The sequence below is a fragment of the Amycolatopsis antarctica genome (genome assembly GCF_002262875.1).
Lineage (GTDB): Bacteria > Actinomycetota > Actinomycetes > Mycobacteriales > Pseudonocardiaceae > Amycolatopsis > Amycolatopsis antarctica.
This window is the reverse complement of the sequence record NZ_NKYE01000002.1, coordinates 56,005-74,568: the sequence shown is the minus strand read 5'-3', so window position 1 is coordinate 74,568 and position 18,564 is coordinate 56,005. Positions and strand designations below refer to the sequence as shown.

Annotated in this window: 22 protein-coding genes; 14 read left to right on the top strand and 8 right to left on the bottom strand. The window is 71.1% G+C overall.

What is annotated here, in order from left to right; genetic code table 11:
* Window positions 1-260: 260 nt before the first annotated feature.
* The 8 genes from CFN78_RS03830 (at window position 261) to CFN78_RS03795 (ending at window position 7,544) form a co-directional block, all read left to right on the top strand.
* On the top strand, window positions 261-1,949 hold the full coding sequence (locus CFN78_RS03830) for a nitrite/sulfite reductase (RefSeq protein WP_094861180.1): 1,689 nt from the start codon (window positions 261-263) through the stop codon (window positions 1,947-1,949).
* A 55-nt stretch (window positions 1,950-2,004) separates the two neighbouring features.
* On the top strand, window positions 2,005-2,181 hold the full coding sequence (locus CFN78_RS29695) for an eL43 family ribosomal protein (RefSeq protein WP_094861179.1): 177 nt from the start codon (window positions 2,005-2,007) through the stop codon (window positions 2,179-2,181).
* 7 nt (window positions 2,182-2,188) lie between these two features.
* The gene (locus tag CFN78_RS03820) at window positions 2,189-2,893 is read left to right on the top strand and encodes a phosphoadenylyl-sulfate reductase (protein ID WP_094861178.1); all 705 of its coding nucleotides are present in this window, start codon (window positions 2,189-2,191) and stop codon (window positions 2,891-2,893) included.
* 12 nt (window positions 2,894-2,905) lie between these two features.
* Window positions 2,906-3,826, top strand: coding sequence for a sulfate adenylyltransferase subunit CysD (gene cysD, locus CFN78_RS03815; protein WP_094861177.1), 921 nt, complete (start codon window positions 2,906-2,908; stop codon window positions 3,824-3,826).
* Between the two features lie 2 nt (window positions 3,827-3,828).
* Entirely contained in the window at window positions 3,829-5,112 is a 1,284-nt protein-coding gene (locus CFN78_RS03810; RefSeq protein ID WP_094861176.1) for a sulfate adenylyltransferase subunit 1, read from the top strand.
* The gene (locus CFN78_RS03805) at window positions 5,109-5,861 is read left to right on the top strand and encodes a sirohydrochlorin chelatase (protein ID WP_094861175.1); all 753 of its coding nucleotides are present in this window, start codon (window positions 5,109-5,111) and stop codon (window positions 5,859-5,861) included. Before CFN78_RS03810 ends, CFN78_RS03805 begins: the two co-directional genes overlap by 4 nt.
* Before the next feature lie 181 nt (window positions 5,862-6,042).
* The gene (locus CFN78_RS03800) at window positions 6,043-6,681 is read left to right on the top strand and encodes a cyclase (protein WP_094861174.1); all 639 of its coding nucleotides are present in this window, start codon (window positions 6,043-6,045) and stop codon (window positions 6,679-6,681) included.
* A 65-nt stretch (window positions 6,682-6,746) separates the two neighbouring features.
* Entirely contained in the window at window positions 6,747-7,544 is a 798-nt protein-coding gene (locus CFN78_RS03795; RefSeq protein WP_094861173.1) for an enoyl-CoA hydratase-related protein, read from the top strand.
* A gap of 46 nt (window positions 7,545-7,590) precedes the next feature.
* Here the strand turns inward: CFN78_RS03795 and CFN78_RS03790 are convergent, their stop codons facing one another.
* Genes CFN78_RS03790 through CFN78_RS03780 form a run of 3 tightly spaced genes read right to left on the bottom strand, consistent with a single transcriptional unit; the run spans window position 7,591 to window position 8,599 of the window.
* Window positions 7,591-7,938 (bottom strand): barstar family protein, encoded by a 348-nt coding sequence (locus tag CFN78_RS03790; RefSeq protein ID WP_240519249.1) that lies wholly within the window; start codon window positions 7,936-7,938, stop codon window positions 7,591-7,593.
* A gap of 31 nt (window positions 7,939-7,969) precedes the next feature.
* The gene (locus CFN78_RS03785; protein ID WP_094861172.1) at window positions 7,970-8,386 is read right to left on the bottom strand and encodes a guanyl-specific ribonuclease; all 417 of its coding nucleotides are present in this window, start codon (window positions 8,384-8,386) and stop codon (window positions 7,970-7,972) included.
* A gap of 9 nt (window positions 8,387-8,395) precedes the next feature.
* Window positions 8,396-8,599 carry a hypothetical protein gene (locus CFN78_RS03780; protein WP_240519296.1) on the bottom strand — a complete coding sequence of 68 codons (204 nt, stop codon included), beginning with the start codon at window positions 8,597-8,599 and terminating at the stop codon, window positions 8,396-8,398.
* Between the two features lie 60 nt (window positions 8,600-8,659).
* Here CFN78_RS03780 and CFN78_RS03775 point away from each other — a divergent pair, with 60 nt between their 5' ends.
* Window positions 8,660-9,625: a zinc-binding dehydrogenase gene (locus CFN78_RS03775; RefSeq protein ID WP_094861170.1), complete on the top strand. Its 966-nt coding sequence runs from the start codon at window positions 8,660-8,662 to the stop codon at window positions 9,623-9,625.
* Window positions 9,626-9,727: 102 nt separating this feature from the next.
* A complete protein-coding gene (locus CFN78_RS03770) occupies window positions 9,728-10,744 on the top strand; it encodes an alpha/beta fold hydrolase (RefSeq protein WP_094861169.1) in 1,017 nt (338 codons plus the stop codon).
* A 1-nt stretch (window position 10,745) separates the two neighbouring features.
* Here the strand turns inward: CFN78_RS03770 and CFN78_RS03765 are convergent, their stop codons facing one another.
* Both CFN78_RS03765 and CFN78_RS03760 read right to left on the bottom strand, forming a co-directional pair.
* A complete protein-coding gene (locus tag CFN78_RS03765) occupies window positions 10,746-11,351 on the bottom strand; it encodes a hypothetical protein (RefSeq protein WP_205660422.1) in 606 nt (201 codons plus the stop codon).
* A gap of 149 nt (window positions 11,352-11,500) precedes the next feature.
* Window positions 11,501-12,553 carry an NAD(P)H-dependent flavin oxidoreductase gene (locus CFN78_RS03760; RefSeq protein ID WP_094861167.1) on the bottom strand — a complete coding sequence of 351 codons (1,053 nt, stop codon included), beginning with the start codon at window positions 12,551-12,553 and terminating at the stop codon, window positions 11,501-11,503.
* A 242-nt stretch (window positions 12,554-12,795) separates the two neighbouring features.
* On the opposite strand from CFN78_RS03760, the gene CFN78_RS03755 reads away from it, so the two are divergent.
* Both CFN78_RS03755 and CFN78_RS03750 read left to right on the top strand, forming a co-directional pair.
* The gene (locus tag CFN78_RS03755; protein WP_165777434.1) at window positions 12,796-13,464 is read left to right on the top strand and encodes a VanZ family protein; all 669 of its coding nucleotides are present in this window, start codon (window positions 12,796-12,798) and stop codon (window positions 13,462-13,464) included.
* Between the two features lie 190 nt (window positions 13,465-13,654).
* A complete protein-coding gene (locus CFN78_RS03750; RefSeq protein WP_094861165.1) occupies window positions 13,655-13,876 on the top strand; it encodes a hypothetical protein in 222 nt (73 codons plus the stop codon).
* A gap of 44 nt (window positions 13,877-13,920) precedes the next feature.
* Here CFN78_RS03750 and lepA read toward each other — a convergent pair whose 3' ends face one another.
* On the bottom strand, window positions 13,921-15,771 hold the full coding sequence (gene lepA, locus CFN78_RS03745; RefSeq protein WP_094861164.1) for a translation elongation factor 4: 1,851 nt from the start codon (window positions 15,769-15,771) through the stop codon (window positions 13,921-13,923).
* 185 nt (window positions 15,772-15,956) lie between these two features.
* Here lepA and CFN78_RS03740 point away from each other — a divergent pair, with 185 nt between their 5' ends.
* Window positions 15,957-16,550 (top strand): class I SAM-dependent methyltransferase, encoded by a 594-nt coding sequence (locus CFN78_RS03740; protein ID WP_094861163.1) that lies wholly within the window; start codon window positions 15,957-15,959, stop codon window positions 16,548-16,550.
* 58 nt (window positions 16,551-16,608) lie between these two features.
* Here the strand turns inward: CFN78_RS03740 and CFN78_RS03735 are convergent, their stop codons facing one another.
* Entirely contained in the window at window positions 16,609-16,986 is a 378-nt protein-coding gene (locus CFN78_RS03735; protein WP_094861162.1) for a VOC family protein, read from the bottom strand.
* 220 nt (window positions 16,987-17,206) lie between these two features.
* Here CFN78_RS03735 and rpsT point away from each other — a divergent pair, with 220 nt between their 5' ends.
* Complete coding sequence (rpsT, locus tag CFN78_RS03730; protein ID WP_094861161.1) at window positions 17,207-17,467, top strand: 30S ribosomal protein S20; 261 nt, start codon at window positions 17,207-17,209, stop codon at window positions 17,465-17,467.
* 84 nt (window positions 17,468-17,551) lie between these two features.
* Here rpsT and holA read toward each other — a convergent pair whose 3' ends face one another.
* Window positions 17,552-18,532 (bottom strand): DNA polymerase III subunit delta, encoded by a 981-nt coding sequence (holA, locus tag CFN78_RS03725; RefSeq protein ID WP_094861160.1) that lies wholly within the window; start codon window positions 18,530-18,532, stop codon window positions 17,552-17,554.
* Between the last annotated feature and the right edge of the window lie 32 nt (window positions 18,533-18,564).

The following is an 18,564-nucleotide window of genomic DNA, read 5'->3' as shown; positions in this document are numbered from 1 at the left end:
CACGTGGCAGTCTGGAACACGTGACCCGTGCTGGTGTGTGCCTCGTGACCAGGCGGCACGTCGATCTTCGGCGTGTCTCCAGCGCTCTGTGCCGACCCTGACGATCCACCCCGGCCGACAGAAAACCACCGCGCCCGGCGCCCTCGCGCCGCCGCGGTCGACGACAGCAGGCGCCGGATCCGCCGCGCAGCGCTCCCACCACGTCCACACCAGGGGCTTCTCGGCGTCACGGTGACCTCCCGTTTCCCGGAGGACGAACCATGGCCTCGCCCACGCGCGACAATCCGAAGACCGGCCGCACGCAGCGCCGCGGCGAAGGCCAGTGGGCGCTGGGCTACCGCGAACCACTGAACCCGAACGAGCGGTCGAAGAAGGACGACAATCCGCTGAACGTGCGGGCGAGGATCGAGAACATCTACGCGCACGGCGGTTTCGACTCGATCGACCCGGGTGATCTGCGCGGACGTTTCCGCTGGTACGGCCTGTACACCCAGCGCAAGCCGGGCATCGACGGCGGCCGCACGGCGACCCTGGAACCGGAGGAGCTCGACGACGAGTTCTTCATGCTCCGGGTCCGGCTGGACGGCGGCGCGCTGACCACCGAGCAACTCACCGTGCTGGGCGAGATCTCGCAGACCTACGCGCGGGACACCGCGGACATCACCGACCGGCAGAACATCCAGTACCACTGGATCCGGGTGGAGGACATGCCCGCCATCTGGCAGAAGCTCGAGGGCGCGGGCATGACGACGATGGAGGCCTGCGGGGACAGCCCGCGGGTGATCCTGGGCTCGCCCGTCGCGGGGATCTCGGTGGACGAGGTGCTGGACGGCACGCCGGCGATCGAGGCGATCACTCGCCGGTACGTCGGAGATCCGGCGTTCTCGAACCTGCCGCGCAAGTTCAAGACCGCGGTGTCCGGCCAGCCCGACGTGGCGCACGAGGTGCACGACATCGCGTTCGTCGGCGTCGAGCATCCCGAACACGGGCCGGGCTTCGACCTGTGGGTCGGTGGCGGCCTTTCGACGAACCCGATGATCGGACAGCGACTGGGCGCGTGGGTGCCGCGGGACGAGGTCGCCGACGTGTGGGCCGGCGTGATCGGCATCTTCCGGGACTACGGCTACCGCAGGCTCCGTTCCAGGGCGCGGATCAAGTTCCTGGTCAAGGACTGGGGTGCGGAGCGTTTCCGCGAAGTGCTGGAGCGGGAGTACCTGGGGCGCGAACTGATCGACGGCCCCGCACCGGCCGTGCCGGAACGGCCGATCGACCACGTCGGGGCTCACCGGCAGCTCGACGGCAACTTCTACGTGGGTGCCGCGCCGATCGCCGGGCGGGTGTCCGGCTCGACGCTGCTGGCGGTGGCGAAGGCCGCCGAGGGTGCCGGTTCGACGCGGGTGCGCCTTACCCCGCAACAGAAGCTCGTGGTGCTCGACGTCGCGGAGTCCGAGGTGGACGGCCTGTCCTCGGCTTTGGACGAGCTGGGCCTGCAGACGGCCCCGTCGCCGTGGCGGCGCGGGGTGATGGCGTGCACGGGCCTCGAGTACTGCAAGCTGGCGATCGTCGAGACGAAGAGGCGTGCACACGACCTGGTGGCGGACCTGGAACGCAGCCTGGCCGATATTCAGTCGCATGTGGACACTCCGGTGACGGTGCACCTGAACGGCTGCCCCAATTCGTGTGCCCGGATCCAGACGGCGGACATCGGCCTGAAGGGCCAGATCGTCACCGACGCGGACGGAAGCCAGGTGGAGGGATTCCAGGTGCACCTGGGCGGCGGCCTGGGCCTGGACGCCGGGTTCGGCCGGAAACTGCGCGGGCACAAGGTGACCAGCGGGGAACTGACCGGGTACGTGGAGCGGATCGTCCGCAACTACGTCGCGGGCCGCGAGGACGGTGAGCGGTTCGCGCAGTGGGTGGCGCGGGCCGACGAGGAGGCGCTGCGATGACCGGCGGGCCCACCCACCCGGGCAGCCCCCTTCCCCGCCCGTGCGAGTGGGCGGCATGAACGAGCGGGCCACGCCGTTTCACTGCCCCTACTGCGGTGACGAAGATCTTCGCCCGGAAGAAGGGGGCGCCTGGCTGTGTTCTTCCTGTCGCAGGGTGTTCTCGGTGAAGCTGATCGGCCTGCGGTTCCCGGACGGTGCTCCTGCCGCCCCGGACGCCACGAGCGAAGGGTGAGAGACCAGTGACGACCACGACTCGTACCGAGGAGCTCAAGGAACTGGCCCGCGACGCCGCGCGGACCTACGCGGAGGCCGGGGCCGAGGAGTCGATCCGCTGGGCGTTCGACACCTTCGGCGACGACCTGATCGTGGCCTCGAACATGCAGGACGCGGTGCTGATCGATCTGGCGACCAGGGCCAGGTCCGATGTGGACGTCCTGTTCCTGGAGACCGGCTACCACTTCGCGGAGACGATCGGCACCCGGGACGCGGTCGCCCACACCTACCCGGGGATCACGGTGGTGAACGCCACCGCGGACCAGTCGGTGGCGGAGCAGGACGCGGAGCACGGCGCACGACTGCACGACCGTGATCCCGGGCTGTGCTGCAATCTGCGCAAGGTGGTGCCGCTGCGCCGAACGCTGTCCGGCTACTCGTGCTGGATCACCGGAGTGCGCCGGGTGGACGCGCCGACACGGGCGGACACGCCGATCGTCACCTGGGACGAACGCAACGGGCTGGTGAAGGTGAACCCGATCGCGGCGTGGACCGACGACGAGTTCAACGACTACATCGTGCGCAACGGGATTCTGGAGAACCCGTTGGTACAGGACGGTTTCCCGTCGATCGGCTGTGCGCCGTGCACCGCACGGGTGGCGCAGGGCGACGATCCCCGCAGCGGACGCTGGGCGGGCAAGTCCAAGACCGAGTGCGGCCTGCACGGCTGAGAGGGGCGATACATGACGACCGTCGAGCGTGCGGACGTAGCCGCGCGGGACAATCTGGCCGCGCTGGAGTCCGAGGCAATCCACATCTTCCGTGAGGTGGCGGGTGAGTTCGACCGCCCGGTGATCCTGTTCTCCGGCGGCAAGGACTCGACGCTGCTGCTGCACCTCGCGATCAAGGCGTTCTGGCCCGCGCCGGTGCCCTTCCCGCTGCTGCACGTGGACACCGGGCACAACTTCGACGAGGTGATCGCCTTCCGCGACCACGTGGTGGAGAAGTACGGCCTGCGCCTGCTGGTGGCGAACGTCCAGGACTGGATCGACGACGGGCGGCTGGCGGAACGCCCGGACGGCACCCGCAATCCGCTGCAGACACAGCCGTTGCTGGACAGCATCACCGACAACCGCTTCGACGCCGTGTTCGGCGGAGGACGCCGGGACGAGGAACGCGCACGGGCCAAGGAGCGGGTTTTCAGCCTGCGCAACGCCTTCGGCCAGTGGGAGCCACGCCGTCAGCGGCCGGAGCTGTGGAACCTGTACAACGGCAGGCACCGTCCCGGCGAGCACGTGCGGGTCTTCCCCCTGTCCAACTGGACCGAGGCCGACGTGTGGAACTACATCGCACGGGAGGGCATCGAGCTGCCGTCGATCTATTTCGCGCACCGCCGTGAGGTCTACCTGCGGGACGGCATGCTCCTCACCGAGGGCCCCTGGGGCGGCCCCCGCGACGACGAGGAGGTGCGCGAACTGACCGTCCGGTACCGCACCGTCGGCGACGGTTCCTGCACCGGTGCCGTGGAGTCCGCCGCGGCCGAGGTGGACGAGGTCATCGCCGAGGTACAGGCGAGCAGGCTCACCGAACGGGGTGCCACCCGCGCGGACGATCGGCTCTCCGAGGCAGCGATGGAGGACCGCAAGCGAGAGGGGTACTTCTAGAGATGAGTTCACTACTGCGCCTGGCCACGGCCGGCAGCGTCGACGACGGGAAGTCGACGCTGGTCGGCAGGTTGCTGTACGACACGAAGTCGGTGCTCGCCGACCAGCTCGAGGCGGTACAGCGCGCCAGTGTCGATCGTGGACTGTCCACTCCGGACCTCTCGCTGCTGGTGGACGGCCTGCGCTCGGAACGTGAGCAGGGCATCACCATCGACGTCGCCTACCGCTACTTCGCGACGCCGAACCGGAGTTTCGTGCTCGCCGACACCCCTGGACACGTTCAGTACACCCGCAACACGGTGACGGGCGCGTCGACGGCGCAACTCGCCGTGCTGCTGGTGGACGCGCGCACCGGGGTGGTGGAGCAGACGCGCAGGCACGCCGCCGTCTTGGCGCTGCTGGGCGTGCCACGGCTGGTGCTGGCGGTGAACAAGATCGACCTGCTGGACTACGACGAGGGCGCGTTCTCGGTCATCGCCAAGGAGTTCACGGCCCATGCCGCCTCATTGGGCTACGCGGCGGGTTCGGTGCTGGCGGTGCCGGTGTCCGCCCTGCACGGGGACAACGTGGCGAGCCGGTCGGACCGGACTCCGTGGTACTCGGGGCCGACACTACTGGAGCACCTGGAACGGGTGCCGGTCGCTCCGGACCCGGACGGCGATCCGTTCCGGTTGCCGGTGCAGTACGTGATCCGGCCACGGACGGCGGAGCATCCCGACTACCGCGGCTACGCGGGGCAGGTGGCCGCGGGAACGATCCGACCCGGCGACCGGGTGGTCGTGCTGCCACAGGGGCTGCCGACGACGGTGCGGCGGGTGGACACCGCGGACGGGCCGCTGGACGAGGCGGGCCCCGGCAGTTCGGTGACGGTGTTGCTGGACGACGACATCGACATCGCGCGCGGTGACCTGATCGCCTCGGCGGACCGTCCTCCTGTGCTCACCGACGAGCTCACGGCCGCGGTGTGCTGGCTGTCCTCGACGCCGTTGCGGGCGGGCGCGAAGGTACTGGTGAAGCACGGCGCGCGCACCGTGCAGGCGTTCGTGGACGAACTGGTGAGCCGGTTCGACGAGCAGGGTCTGTCTGTTGTGGATCGTCCAGATTCCTTGGAGCTGAACGAGATCGGCAGCGTCCGGCTGCGACTGTCGGAGCCGGTTCCGGTGGACGACTACGCGACGAGCCCACGCACCGGGGGGTTCCTGGTGATCGAGCCCCGGGACGGTGACACGCTCGCGGCCGGCATGGTGGGCGACCGGTTCTCCACGATCGGCGCGGTCCCCTCATGACGGCGCCGCCGCTGGTGCTGGTGGCGCACGGGAGCCGCGACCCGCGGTCGGCGGCGACGGTGCGCGCCCTGGCGGCGGTGGTCCGGGACACCGCGCCGGGCACGGACGTGCGGGTGGCGTTCCTGGACCTGTCGGACCCGCCGGTGCCCGAAGTGCTGCGCGAGGCGCACGCGGACGGGCACCGGGAAGTCGTGGTGGTGCCACTGCTGCTGGGCAGCGCCTACCACGCCAGGGTGGATCTGCCCGCGATCGTCGCCGAGACGACGGCGGCGATGCCACGGCTGCGGGTGCGGGTCGCCGAGGTACTGGGCGCCGACCCGCTGCTGGAGGCGGTGGCGTGCGACCGGCTCGCCGATGCCGGCGCGGACATGGTCGATCCGGAGCTGGGTGTGCTGGTCTCCGCGGTGGGCTCCTCACGGCCGGAGGCGAACGAGGCGGTGGCGGCGATCGCGCGACGGTGGCGGGCGCGGCGGCCCGGCGGCGGCCCGGTGGTGCCCGCGTTCGCGAGTACGGCGGCGCCGGACGTCCCGGCGGCGGTGACCGCCCTGCGCGCCCACGGTGCGCGGCGGATCGCGGTGGCGTCCTGGTTCCTGGCCCCGGGGCTGCTGCCCGACCGGATCGCCCTGCTGGCCCGCACGGCCGAACCGGATGTGCTGATCGCCGGGCCACTGGCCGCGGAACCCCGGGTGGCTGAGGTGGTGCTGCGCCGCTACGGCAGCGCGATGATGGCGCCTGCGCGCACGGCCTGAGCGGCCACTACCCCGGACGGCCCAACACGATCCGGCATCCGGCTGTTCTCGTTCCCAGCCGCCGTCACCGAGCGCGTATGGGAACGGCTGCCTCTTGACCTCGGAATCTACTGACAAGTAGCTATTGAGATGCCGCGGCTCCGTGACACACCGTCGTATCACTCACACCAGAGGTGGCTTCATGAACCCGAGTTCCCGCCGTTCCGCCGCCCGCGCGCTCGCCTGCGCGGCGATCGCACTCGTCCCGCTCACCGCACTCGCCACACCGGCCTCCGCCGAGGCCTTCGACATCACCTTCGACTGCCAGGCCGACGCGCCCATCGTCGGACCGCAGCAGACGACCCTGACCCAGGGCACCGACATCACCGCCCCGGCCACGGTCGCCCCCGGTGGCGCCTTCGACGTCGTGATCGACCCGACCGCGACGACGGTGCCCGCGAACGTCAACGGATTCACCGTCAAGCAGATCAAGGACGTCGCGCTGCAGATCCCGATCCCGGCCAACTCGACCTTCGTCAGCGCGGACCTCACCGGCGGCTCCGGCCTCGGTAGCGAGCCGTCGATCGATGTGGAGGGCTCGGTGGCGACGCTGAGCTTCGCCGGCCCGGTGGCCGGTGGCGCCGAGTTCGAGTTGCCGACCGTGACCGCGCACCTGACCGCGGGCGAATCCGGCACCATCGAGACGAAGTTGGGTGGCACCAGCTACGAGGACCCGGGTCTGACGCTGACGACGGTGGTCAACCAGCTCGTCGACATCGAGGCCCCGACGGCCTGCTTCCCCGACCCCAGCCCCGTCTTCACCACCACGACGATCGGCTGAGCCACCCGCCGGCCGGGTCGCGGGCGAGGCACCTGCCACCGTTCGCGACCCGGTACCGTGCCCGCATGGCTGAGCAACGGGCGGACGAGCTGGTGCACTACGCGGTGACCGGCGGCGTCGCCACCATCACGCTGGACTCTCCGCGCAACCGCAACGCGCTGTCCGCCCAGCTTCGCCGGGAACTGACCGAGGGCCTGGAACGAGCGGTCTCCGACGCCGGGGTACGGGTGATCGTGCTCGACCACACCGGGCCGGTGTTCTGCGCCGGGATGGATCTGAAGGAAGCGCGTGGTGCCGGCGCGGGCGACCAGGGCGTCAACGAGTTCCCGCGGATCCTGGAGCGGATCTGGACCAGTCCGAAGCCGGTCGTCGCGAAACTGGCCGGGCCCGCCCGCGCCGGTGGTGTGGGCATCGTCGCCGCCGCCGACATCGTGGTCGCCGCCGACACCGCGACCTTCGCCTTCACCGAGGTCCGGATCGGCGTGGTCCCCGCCATCATCTCGGTGACGGTGCTTCCGCGGCTGCACGCGCGCGCCGCGCACGAACTGTTTCTCACCGGGGAGACCTTCGACGCCGCGCGGGCCGCCGAGATCGGGCTGATCAACTCCGCCGTCCCGGCCGAGCGGCTCGACGACGAGGTCCGCCGGTATACGGCCGCACTGGCTCTCGGCGGCCCGAACGCGCTCGCCGCGACCAAGGAACTGCTGCGCACCCCGCGGGAACCGGACATGGCCACCGCGTTCGAGCGGATGAACGCCCTGTCCGTCGGCTTCTTCGCGAGCCAGGAGGGCCAGGAGGGCATCACCGCCTTCACGGAGAAGCGCGCGCCGAACTGGGTGCCCGCACAGGCCACCGAGCACTGACGCCCGTTCCGGCAGGGCTCCTGGCGGGTTCTGGCCCGGCCGGGTTTCAGGCCTCGTCGAGCACGACGGTGAGCGTGCGGCCGTCCGCGCGCTCACCTCCCGGCGCGAGCGCGCGTACCGCGTCCGAGAGCACGCCGTGGATGGCCAGGTAGGCGCGAGGCTGCGCTTGCTTGAGCGCGTCCCAGCCGACCCAGATCAGCACGTGCTCACCCGCGGGCAGCCAGGACAGATCGGTGAGGCAGTCGTAGAGGGCGTCCAGGTTGCGCGCCGACCAGTCCGGAAAGGACAGAGCCGTCGCGATACCGTCCATCGTGGACGCCTTGTCCGGCGCGGCACCGCTCTCGGCGACGTGCGGGTAGGCGCCCCTGGCGCGCGCCTGCGCCGAGACTGCCACCGGACCGTTCTGTTCCACTGCGGATCACGCCCTAACCGTTGGGGTCCACGACGACGAAGGAATCGTAGTGATCGCCGGTGTAGTACAACTCCGAGGAACTCCCGGCGACCAGCCTGCGCGCGCCCCGGTCCCGGCTCTGCGGCGTCGGCACGGTGTACTCCCGGTAGTAACCGGACTCCTCCGGCGGCAGGATGCCTTCCCGGTTGCCGAAGACGGTGCCGTCCCGGCCGGGGTACGGAAACGGGCCCTGCGAACGGATCAGCTCCCAGGTGTCGGCGGCCTCCGGCGGCAGACTGGAGAGCGTCTGGACGGTGAGGCCGGAGTCGGCGCCGGGAACCTCGGTGCCGGACGCGGTGTCGTCACCGAGCACGTCCTTGGCGAGCCATCCGGCGAACACGAGGATGACGAGACCGACGAGAGCTGCGGTGATCCGCCTGCGGGAAAGCACCCGCTCAGCCTACGACGGCGGTTCGGGCCGCTCCCGGGCACGGCGGGCTGAGCCGAACCGGGACGCCACGAGGCCGACCACCCGGTCGATCACCCAGGCCGCGAGAGCGCACACCGGCAGCACGACGGCGATGACGATCAGGAACTGGAGCGGGAACCAGAGCTGCGCCAACCACAGCTCCATGCTGTCCCACCAGGCCGACAATCCGTCCACGTGACGAATCCTACGCGCGACGCACATGCCGCCACGGCCGCGGCCCGATACGCTCGGCCGATGTTCGCCGTATACGCCAAGGAACCCAACGCCGAGGACCCGCTGGCGTCACTGGTCGTGGGTGACCGTCCGGATCCCGAGGTACCCGACGGATTCGTGACAGTGGCGGTCAAGGCCGCCAGCCTGAACATGCACGACCTGTGGACCCTGCGCGGGGTCGGCATCAAACCGGAGCAGTTCCCGATGATCCTGGGCTGCGACGGCGCGGGCGTGCTGGAGGACGGCTCCGAGGTCGTGCTGCACTCCGTGGTCAACGCACCGGACTGGCAGGGCGACGACACGCTGGACCCGAAGCGCACGCTGCTGACCGAGAAGCACCAGGGAACGTTCGCCGACCACGTCGTGGTGCCCCGGCGCAACGTGCTGCCGAAGCCGGCGGGCCTGTCCTTCGCCGAGGCGGCGACGATGGGCACGGCCTGGCTCACCGCGTATCGCATGCTGTTCGTGAAGTCGGGGCTGCGCCCCGGCCAGACCCTGCTGGTGCAGGGCGCGTCGGGTGGCGTCTCCACCGCACTGGTCCAGCTCGGCCGCGCGGCGGGCTTCCGGGTGTGGGTCACCGGGCGCAGCGAGAGCAAGCGCGCACTGGCCGAGAGCCTCGGCGCGCACCAGACCTTCGAGTCCGGCGCCCGGCTGCCGGAGCGGGTGGACGCCGTATTCGAGACGGTCGGCAAGGCGACCTGGTCGCACTCGATCAAGTCACTCAAGCCGGGCGGGATCATCGTCGTCTCGGGGGCCACCAGCGGCCCGGACGCGCACGCCGAGCTTCAGCGGGTCTTCTTCCTCCAGCTTCGCGTCGCAGGGTCGACGATGGGCACCCGGGACGAGCTGGCGGGCCTGCTCTCCTACGTCGATCTCGCGGGCATCCGGCCGCAGATCGGTGCGGAGCTGCCGCTGGAGGAAGCCGCCCAGGGATTCACCGATATGCTCGGCGGCGCGACGGCCGGGAAGATCGTCTTCACCCGGTAGCGTCCCGACCTGCGCGGACACCGTATTGGCACCATGCCGATGCATGTTTGTTATGCACAAATTGAGAACTAAAGTCGTGGGTTCTTGGATTACCCTGGATCCATGACCGCAACGCAGCGGGACCCGGCGCGGACGGCGGCGGACGAGCAGGCGGCGGCTCCGGAGGCGATCCGGACCGGCTACCGCCGGTTCGCCGGGGTCCGGACGCGGGTCCTGGAGGTCGGTCCACCGCCACGCCGGGCGTCGCGACGCTCGGGCAGGCACGGTTCGCGGCGGATCAGCGAGGCACCCCGGCTGGTCCTGCTGCACGGCTACTGCGACAGCGCGGACACCTGGCGTCCCGTGCTCGCCGAGATGGCCGCGGCGGGCCACGCCGCCATCGCGGTCGACCTGCCGGGATTCGGCGAGGCGGAGCCACTTCGGCCGGGCGGGATACTTCCCCAGCTCGACGCGTTCGTCGCCGCGGTGATCAAGGAGCAGGCGGCGCTCGGTGACGTGGTGCTCGCCGGGAACTCGCTCGGCGGCACGATGAGCCTGCGCGCCGCGCAGGACGCGCCGCCGTCATTGGCCGGCGTGGTCTCCATCGCCGCCCCCGGTTTCGTCGACTCCTGGCTGGTGCGCACCGTGGGCAGGTACCCGCTGCCACTGCGCCTCTACTCCTCGCTGCCGCTGCCCATTCCCGGCTTCCTCGTGCGCACGGTCGCGGGCCGGGTCGTGCCCCGGCTGCTCTACGCCGACTCCGCCGCCGCCGACGCCGAGCAGGTCCGCCGCTTCACCGGACTGTTCCCCGACTACCGGTCCACCACCACCCGGCTGGAGCAGGCTCGCGAACTGGTGACCGAACTGGCCGACGCCTATCAGCCGGACCGGGTGACCGCTCCGTTGCTGATCGTCTCCTGCGGGAAGGACAGACTGGTCAGCGTCGCGTCCGGGCGGCGGCTGCACTCGCTCGTACCGCACAGCAGGCTGCTCGTCCGGGAGGACTGGGGGCACTGCCCGCAACTCGACGATCCGCAGGCGATCGCGGACCTGCTGACCTTCTTCGCCGCCGGAGCGCGCAGGCGCGCCGACACCGCCGCCGGCCGGACCGGCGGCGAGCGGCGGAGCGCGACCGGCTGAGTCAGCTCCCGAGCGTGCGGGCGAGATGCGCCCTTGCATCGCCCGCCCGGCCGGTGCCGTAGACCCGCAGGAACTCCGCCAGCTCCGGGAATCGCTGGTCGAGCGTCGCAGCAGCGGCTTCCAGCTCGGCCGCGGAGGCCACCTCGCGCAGCAACGCCTGGATCGTGCCCACCGGATCGCCGGGAAGCTGCTGCGGCACCGGTGGCGCGGCCGGCACCGGCTCGGCGTCCGCGTCGGGGGCCCGCCGGTCGAGCGGTCCGGCGTCCGCGTCTCCCGGGTCGGACGCCGTCGCCCGCGGCTCACCGGAGCCGGACCTGATCGTCGCGAGCAGCTCGTCCACCCTCGCCGACGGCATGCGCTCGAAGTCCGGGTCGCCGAGCAGATCCTCGATCGCCCGCAGCCGGGAGAACACGGCCTCGTCGCCGATCCTGGCGCGGTTGCCGGACATGAGCTGTGACAGCGCCGGGGCCGGCAGCCCCAACAGGTAGGACAGGCCCGCCTGCGGGAGGTCGAGCCGCTCCAGCAGCCGGCCGAGCCGCTCGCTCAGCGGCTCCCCATACCATTCGACCTGCTGCTGCCGGTTGCGCTCGACCACGCTTTCGGACATCGGGCCCCTCCTCGACGCACCGCTGCTCATCCGCCCCCGCCACCGCCGGAGGGTCGCCCGGAAGCCTATCCAGGGCATGGGTGTCCCGTCGCCCTCGGCCGTGTGTCGGCGGCCGGTACGAGGATCTGCGTGGCGGCAAGGGGTTCGGCTCAGCCGAACCGGGCGGCCGCCCGATCGAGGGCCGTGACGGCCTCGGCCCGCAGCCTGCCGACGATCCCCGCCGCCGGGCCGGTACCGGCGAGTGGATACGTCTGGCCCGCCCAGCAGGAGACCGCTTCGCCGTCCCCCGCCGCCGCGGCCGCGTCCCTGATGGGCTTGGTGACGTGGAGAATCTGCGGATACGCCGCGGGGGCGTGCGCGGTGTGCTCGGCGAGGAACCGGTTGACGATCCCCCGGGCAGGGCGTCCGGTGAACGCCCGGGTCAGTGCCGTCGGCCGGCCCCCCGCCGTCAGCGCTTCCCGTTGCACGGCGGAGGTTCCCGCCTCGTCGGAACGCAGGAACGCGGTACCGAGCTGGGCGGCGACCGCTCCGGCCGCGAGCACAGCCGCGACGTCCGCCCCGTGCATCAGCGCACCGGCCGCGACGAGCGGCACGTCCACCTCCGCGGCGACCAGGCGAAGTGCGGCGAGCAATCCGTACAGTTCACCGCCGGCCTGGCCGGCGCCGTCGTCGGTGAACGCTCCGCGGTGCCCGCCCGCCTCGAAACCCTGGACGCACAGCACATCCGCGCCCCGGCGGACCGCCCGGCGGGCGTCCTCGGGGGTGGCGACGGTGATCACCACCTGGATGCCTGCCTCGTGCAACCGCCGCACGTCCTCCTCCTCGGGCAGCGCGAAGGTGAACGAGACCACCGGAATATCCCGGCGCAGCACCAGATCCAGCTTCGCCGGGTAGCCGTCGTCGTCCCACTTCGCGAGCCCCGGCGTGACACCGTGCGCACGTGCTTCGCGCGCCATCCTGCCGACGTAGCCGGATATGTCCACAGTGGATCGCTCGCGGGGCACGAAGAGGTTGACACCGAACGGTTCCCGGGTACGCTCGCGGACCTCGTCGATCTGACGATCGAGCGCGCCGACACCGAGCATCCCGGCGGCGAGAAAGCCGAAGCCTCCCGCGCCGGTCACCGCGGCGACCAGTTCCGGCGTCGTGGGTCCGCCCGCCATCGGCGCGGCGATGATCGGCGTGCGCAGGGTGTCCAGCATGGACCGATGATACGACCGGGCGGACACGCGCGCGGGTGCGCTCCGCCACCGCGCCCGGCGACACACACGCTGAACGTTTGATGAAGGGCCGGAGAAATCGCAGGTGACCGGTTTTTCCGTTGCACATCACCAACTTTCGTCGGTCGACGATCACCCTCGGCCGGGTCCAGGGTGGTGTGCCAATGCGAACAGCGCGCCCCTCGGGCGCCCGGCGACGCCAGCGGGAAAGGAGCCCGGTCCGGATGCTGCAGGAGGCCCTGAGCGACGTCCTGCTCGACCAGCCGGGCGTCCTGCCCGCCGGGTGCCTGCTCTGTCTCGGGTTCGGGCTGATCGCCTGGTTCTCCGCCGAGCACCTCGGCTGGTCCCGCGGCCCCGCGGTGCTGGCGGCGACCGGCCTCGCGGTCGCGGTGTCGGTGACCCTGATGCGGTTCGGCTCCCCGATGCCGGACCACCCGTCGGTCCGGCACGCGGGCGAGTGCCGGGCGAACTCCTTCTCCCTGCGTGGCGTCCAGCAGTGGCTCAACCTCGTCATGCTCGCCCCGTTCGGGTTCCTGGCGACGATCGCCGTCCGCCGGGCGGGGCCGGTGATGTTCGCCAGCGCGTCGATCAGCGCCGCGATCGAGTTCGCCCAGGCGTACACCGGACTCGGGTTCTGCGAGTCGCAGGACTTCCTGAACAACACCGCGGGCGCGGTGGCCGCGGCGCTCGCGGCCCGCGCCCTGCTCAGCGCGTCCGACCTGCGCGACCGGCACCTGCTCCAGCATCGCGGGGGCAGGCATCGGATGACCCGCGACACCGCGGCACGGCGGACCGCGCACGCCCGCGCGATCGTCGCCCGGCACGCCGAGAACTGGCGCCGTACACCCGCCGCGCGTGCGGGCGGGACGCGCGATCCGGGCGGCGGCTGGTGACCCGTCCGGTACCGGACGGGCAGGCAACAGCGGTGTGTCCGCGTTGTTGCCGGGACTCACCCCGTGGCACCCGGCGTGTTTCATGATCGGGAACGATCGGTAAGACACCTTGCCCGGCGCGTCCGGGGATCCGCAGGCTGATCACGGGCGAGGCCCTGACCTCGCAGGATCCCAACGGATTGAGGAGATCATGAGCGAAGCACGCAGCAACAGCCAGATCGGGACCGGACGGGCCAGGCGCTGGACGATGCGTGGAGCCGCCGTCACCGCGGTGGCCGTACCGCTGGCCCTGATGATGAGTGGCAGCGCCTCGGCCGCGGAGATCACGCCGATCGCGGAGTACCTGGACGAGACGATCGCCTCGACCTCCGCCTCGGTGGTCGAGGCGCTGTCCGCCCTGCTCGGCGTCTGACACGTCGTGGCGGGCCCGGCCGCAGCGGCGGGCCCGCCACGACGCTACTTCTTGCCCTTGCCCTTGTCCGACGACTCGTCCGTGGACAGCGCGGCGACGAACGCCTCCTGCGGAACCTCGACCCGGCCGACGGTCTTCATTCGCTTCTTGCCTTCCTTCTGCTTCTCCAGCAGCTTGCGCTTACGGCTGATGTCGCCGCCGTAGCACTTGGCGAGCACGTCCTTGCGGATCGCGCGGATCGTCTCGCGCGCGATGATCCGCGCGCCGATCGCCGCCTGGATGGGCACCTCGAAATGCTGGCGCGGGATCAGCTCGCGCAGCCGGGTGGCCATCCTGTTGCCGTAGGCGTACGCGGCGTCCTTGTGCACGATCGCGGAGAACGCGTCGACCGGCTCGCCCTGCAACAGGATGTCGACCTTGACCAGGTCGGCGCTCTGCTGGCCCGCCTCCTCGTAGTCGAGCGAGGCGTAGCCGCGGGTGCGGGACTTCAGCGAGTCGAAGAAGTCGAAGATGATCTCGGCCAGCGGCAGGTTGTAGCGCAGCTCGACGCGGTCCTCGGACAGGTAGTCCATACCGAGCAGCACGCCGCGTTTTCCCTGGCACAGCTCCATGATCACGCCGATGAACTCCGAGGGCGCGAGCACCGTCACCTTGCTGACCGGTTCGCGGACGTCGCCGATCTTGCTGCCACCCGGCCAGTCCGACGGGTTGGTGACGACGAGTTCGGTGCCGTCGTCCAGCGTGACCTCGTACACCACGTTCGGCGCGGTGGAGATCAGGTCGAGGCCGAACTCGCGCTCCAGCCGGTCGCGGGTGATCTCCAGGTGCAGCAGGCCGAGGAACCCGCAGCGGAATCCGAAACCGAGGGCGACCGAGGTCTCCGGCTCGTAGGTCAGCGCCGCGTCGTTGAGCTGCAGCTTGTCCAGTGCCTCGCGCAGGACCGGGTAGTCGGAGCCGTCGACCGGATACAGTCCGGAGTAGACCATCGGCTTCGGTTCGCGGTACCCGGCCAGCGGTTCGGTGGCGCCCCTGCGTTCCCAGGTCACGGTGTCGCCGACCTTGGACTGCCGGACATCCTTCACCCCGGTGATCAGGTAGCCCACCTCTCCCACACCCAATCCCTTGGTGGCCTTGGGTTCCGGCGAGATGATGCCGACTTCGAGCAGTTCGTGCGTGGCGTTCGTGGACATCATCCGGATCTTCTCGCGCGGCGAGATCCGCCCGTCCACGACACGGATGTAGGTGACCACGCCGCGGTAGGTGTCGTAGACCGAGTCGAAGATCATCGCCCTGGCCGGGGCGTCGGCCTCACCGACCGGTGCCGGCACCTGGCGCACGGCCTCGTCGAGCAGTTCCCGCACGCCGGCACCGGTCTTCGCCGACACCCGCAGTACATCGGTCGGCTCACAGCCGATGATGTGCGCGAGTTCGGCGGCGTACTTGTCCGGGTCGGCGGAGGGCAGGTCGATCTTGTTCAGCACCGGGATGATGTGCAGGTCCTTCTCCAGCGCCAGGTACAGGTTCGCCAGCGTCTGCGCTTCGATGCCCTGCGCCGCGTCCACCAGCAGGATCGCGCCCTCACACGCCTCGAGCGCGCGGGAGACCTCGTAGGTGAAGTCGACGTGGCCCGGCGTGTCGATCAGGTGCAGGACGTGCTCCTGGCCGTCGAGGACCCACGGCAACCGCACATTCTGCGCCTTGATGGTGATGCCGCGCTCGCGCTCGATGTCCATCCGGTCCAGGTACTGCGCCCGCATCGCCCGTTCCTCGACCACTCCGGTGATCTGCAGCATCCGGTCGGCCAGCGTCGACTTGCCGTGGTCGATGTGCGCGATGATGCAGAAGTTCCGGATCTGCTCCGGCGGCGTGAAGGTCGTATCGGCGAACGTCGTCACAGGCGTGGTCCTCGGCAATGCTCGATCGGGGTCGTCCGGGCGGGTGGTTCCCTCGGAACTGGTGGTCCGGCGGAGCCGCGCGCAACGCGGAGCCGAACCCACCCGTCCATCGTCCCACGTCACGTCGCGGGCGACTCCGGGTCATCCCCGATGCGCGGCCGGTACGTCCGTGTTGTCCTCGAAGTATGGGAACTTCGATCAGCACCCTGCTCGACCGGACGTTCGGTCACCCGCGCGGGCTGCTCGGCCGGATCGGCGGCAGCCTCATGGCTCGTGGCAACGGCGCGACCGAACTCCACGTGGTGGAGGTGGCCAGGCCGGGGGCGGAGGAGACCGTGCTGGTACTGGGGCCGGGGCCGGGAGTGGGCCTGCTGGCCGCGGCCCGCCGGAGCGGCACCGTCGTGGGCGTCGACCCCTCCGCGGAGATGGTGGCCCGCTGCCGGGAACGGTGCGCCGCCGCCGGTCGGGCCGGGGTGGAACTGCGCACCGGTTCGGCCGCGGCGACCGGGCAGGCCTCCGGCTCGGTGGACGTACTGCTCAGCGTCAACAACGTGCAGCTCTGGACGGACCGCAACGCCGGGTTCACCGAGGCGTTCCGGGTGCTGGGCCCCGGCGGCAGGCTGGTTCTGTCGGCGCACGAGCGGTGGCTGCCGGTGAGCAGGCACGAACTGGCGAGGGAGGCGGAGGCGGCCGGGTTCACCCGGCTGCAGACCTGGGTCTGGGATCCACCGGGCCGTGGCGCCGGGCGGGCCGCGCAGCTCCGGGCGTACCGCGACTGACCCTGCCGGCGACCGATCCCGCCGTGACCGACTGCCCCCGCCGCGACCGATCCGGCGGTCAGTCCGGGCGCACGTCCGCGCGCAGCGGGTGGTCGGCGGGAATCTCCACCAGGACGATCCGGGTGCCGTCCGGGTCCGAGATCCACGCCTCGTCCAGGCCCCACGGTTCCCGGCGGGCCTCCCGGTCGACGGTCACGCCCCGGCCCGCCAGTTCGGCGAGTGTGCCGGGCAGATCGCGTACCTGCAGCCACAGCGACACGTCCCCGGAGCCGGTTCCGCCCTCGCTCACCACTTCGAGGAAACCCTGGCCGAGGAAGAAGACCGTGCCGACGGGGAACGTCCGGTAGACGGCAAGGCCGAGCGTGTCCCGGTAGAACTCGATGCTCACCTGGTGGTCACGCGGCTTCAACAGCGTCCGGCTGCTCAGAACGTCCATGCTTCATCCCTACCCGGCGCGGCCGCGCACGGCCACCCGCGGGCTCCGTCCCCGCGTCCGGCGACACCACCCGTGAGCTGCGCGGACGGTGGCTGCTAGAGTCGTCGCTCGTTGCCGTGTGGCATTCCGCAATGGAGGAAAGCCCGCCCGGTCCGGTCTGCCGGACGGCGGGGCCACCAGAACGCGGCGACGACAATCCCCACCGACGAGGAGCGCCGGCATGGCCAACATCAAGTCCAAGATGAAGCGCATCAAGACCAACGAGAAGGCGCGTCAGCGCAACCAGTCGGCGAAGTCCGCGGTCAAGACGGCGGTCCGCAAGTTCCGTGAGGCCGCCGAGGCCGGCGACAAGGACAAGGCCGTCGAGTTGCAGCGTGCCGCCGGCCGCGCGCTGGACAAGGCCGCCAGCAAGGGTGTGCTGCACCCCAACCAGGCCGCGAACAAGAAGTCCGCGATGGCCCAGCGCGCCAACAAGCTCTGACCCGCGGTACGAATCTTCGGCTTCACCCGGAACCCCGGCGAGCACCGCTCGCCGGGGTTCCGTGCGTCTCGGGCCCGCCCCGGCTCAGCGCTGCTGCTTGGCCGCCACGACCTCGAGTACGGCGCGCTCCAGTGCGTAGTCGGCGTGCGCGGCGGCACCCTTGACCTCGGCGTTGAGCCGGGCGACGGTGCGCATGGCCTCGGCGAGGCCGTCCTGGCCCCAGCCGCGGATCTGGCCCTGTGCCTTGCGGATCTTCCACGGGGGCATGCCGAGCTGACCGGCGAGGTGGTTGGGATTGCCACGGCCCGCGGCCGCGACCCGGGCGATGGTGCGGACCGCGTCGGCGAGCGCGTCGGCGACGAGCACGTGCGGCACGCCGATCTGCAGAGCCCAGCGCACCGACTCCAGCGCCGCCGCCCCGTCTCCCGCGACGGCCTTCTCCGCGACGGCGAACCCGGTCACGTCCGCACGGCCACGGTGGTACCGGCGCACCGCGTCCTCGTCGACCGTCCCGCCGGAGTCGGCCACGAGCTGCGCCGCCGCGGCGGACAGCTCACGCAGGTCGGAGCCGACGGCGTCGATCAGGGCGGCCGTCGCGCTCGGCTCGATCTTGCCTCCGGCGCGGCGGACCTCGTTGCGTACGAACCCTTCGCGCTCCGCCGGGCGGGTGATCCGGGCGCACTCGGTGACCTCGGCGCCCGCCTTGCGCAGAGCCGCGGGCAGGGCCTTCGCCGCCTTGCTGCGGCCACCCCCGGTGTGCACGACGACGAGGGTGACACCGTCCGCGGGCTGCCGGACGTAGTCGAGAATCGCGTCCGAGATGTCCTGCCCGGCATCGTGCGCCGCGTCCAGGACGATCACCCTGCCCTCGCTGAAGAGCGAGGGGCTGACGAGTTCGGCGAGCATCGGTGCTGTGAGCTCAGCCACCTTGACCCTGCTGAGCTCGGCGCCGGAGTCGGCCGCGCGAGCGGCGTCAAGACTGGCACGGACAGCCCGTTCGACGAGGAGTTCCTCGTCGCCCAGCACCAGATGCAGCGGGGCAGGGCCGGTCGCTGGGGAAGTCACGGCGCCGATCCTGCCACGCCCGGCCGACGTTC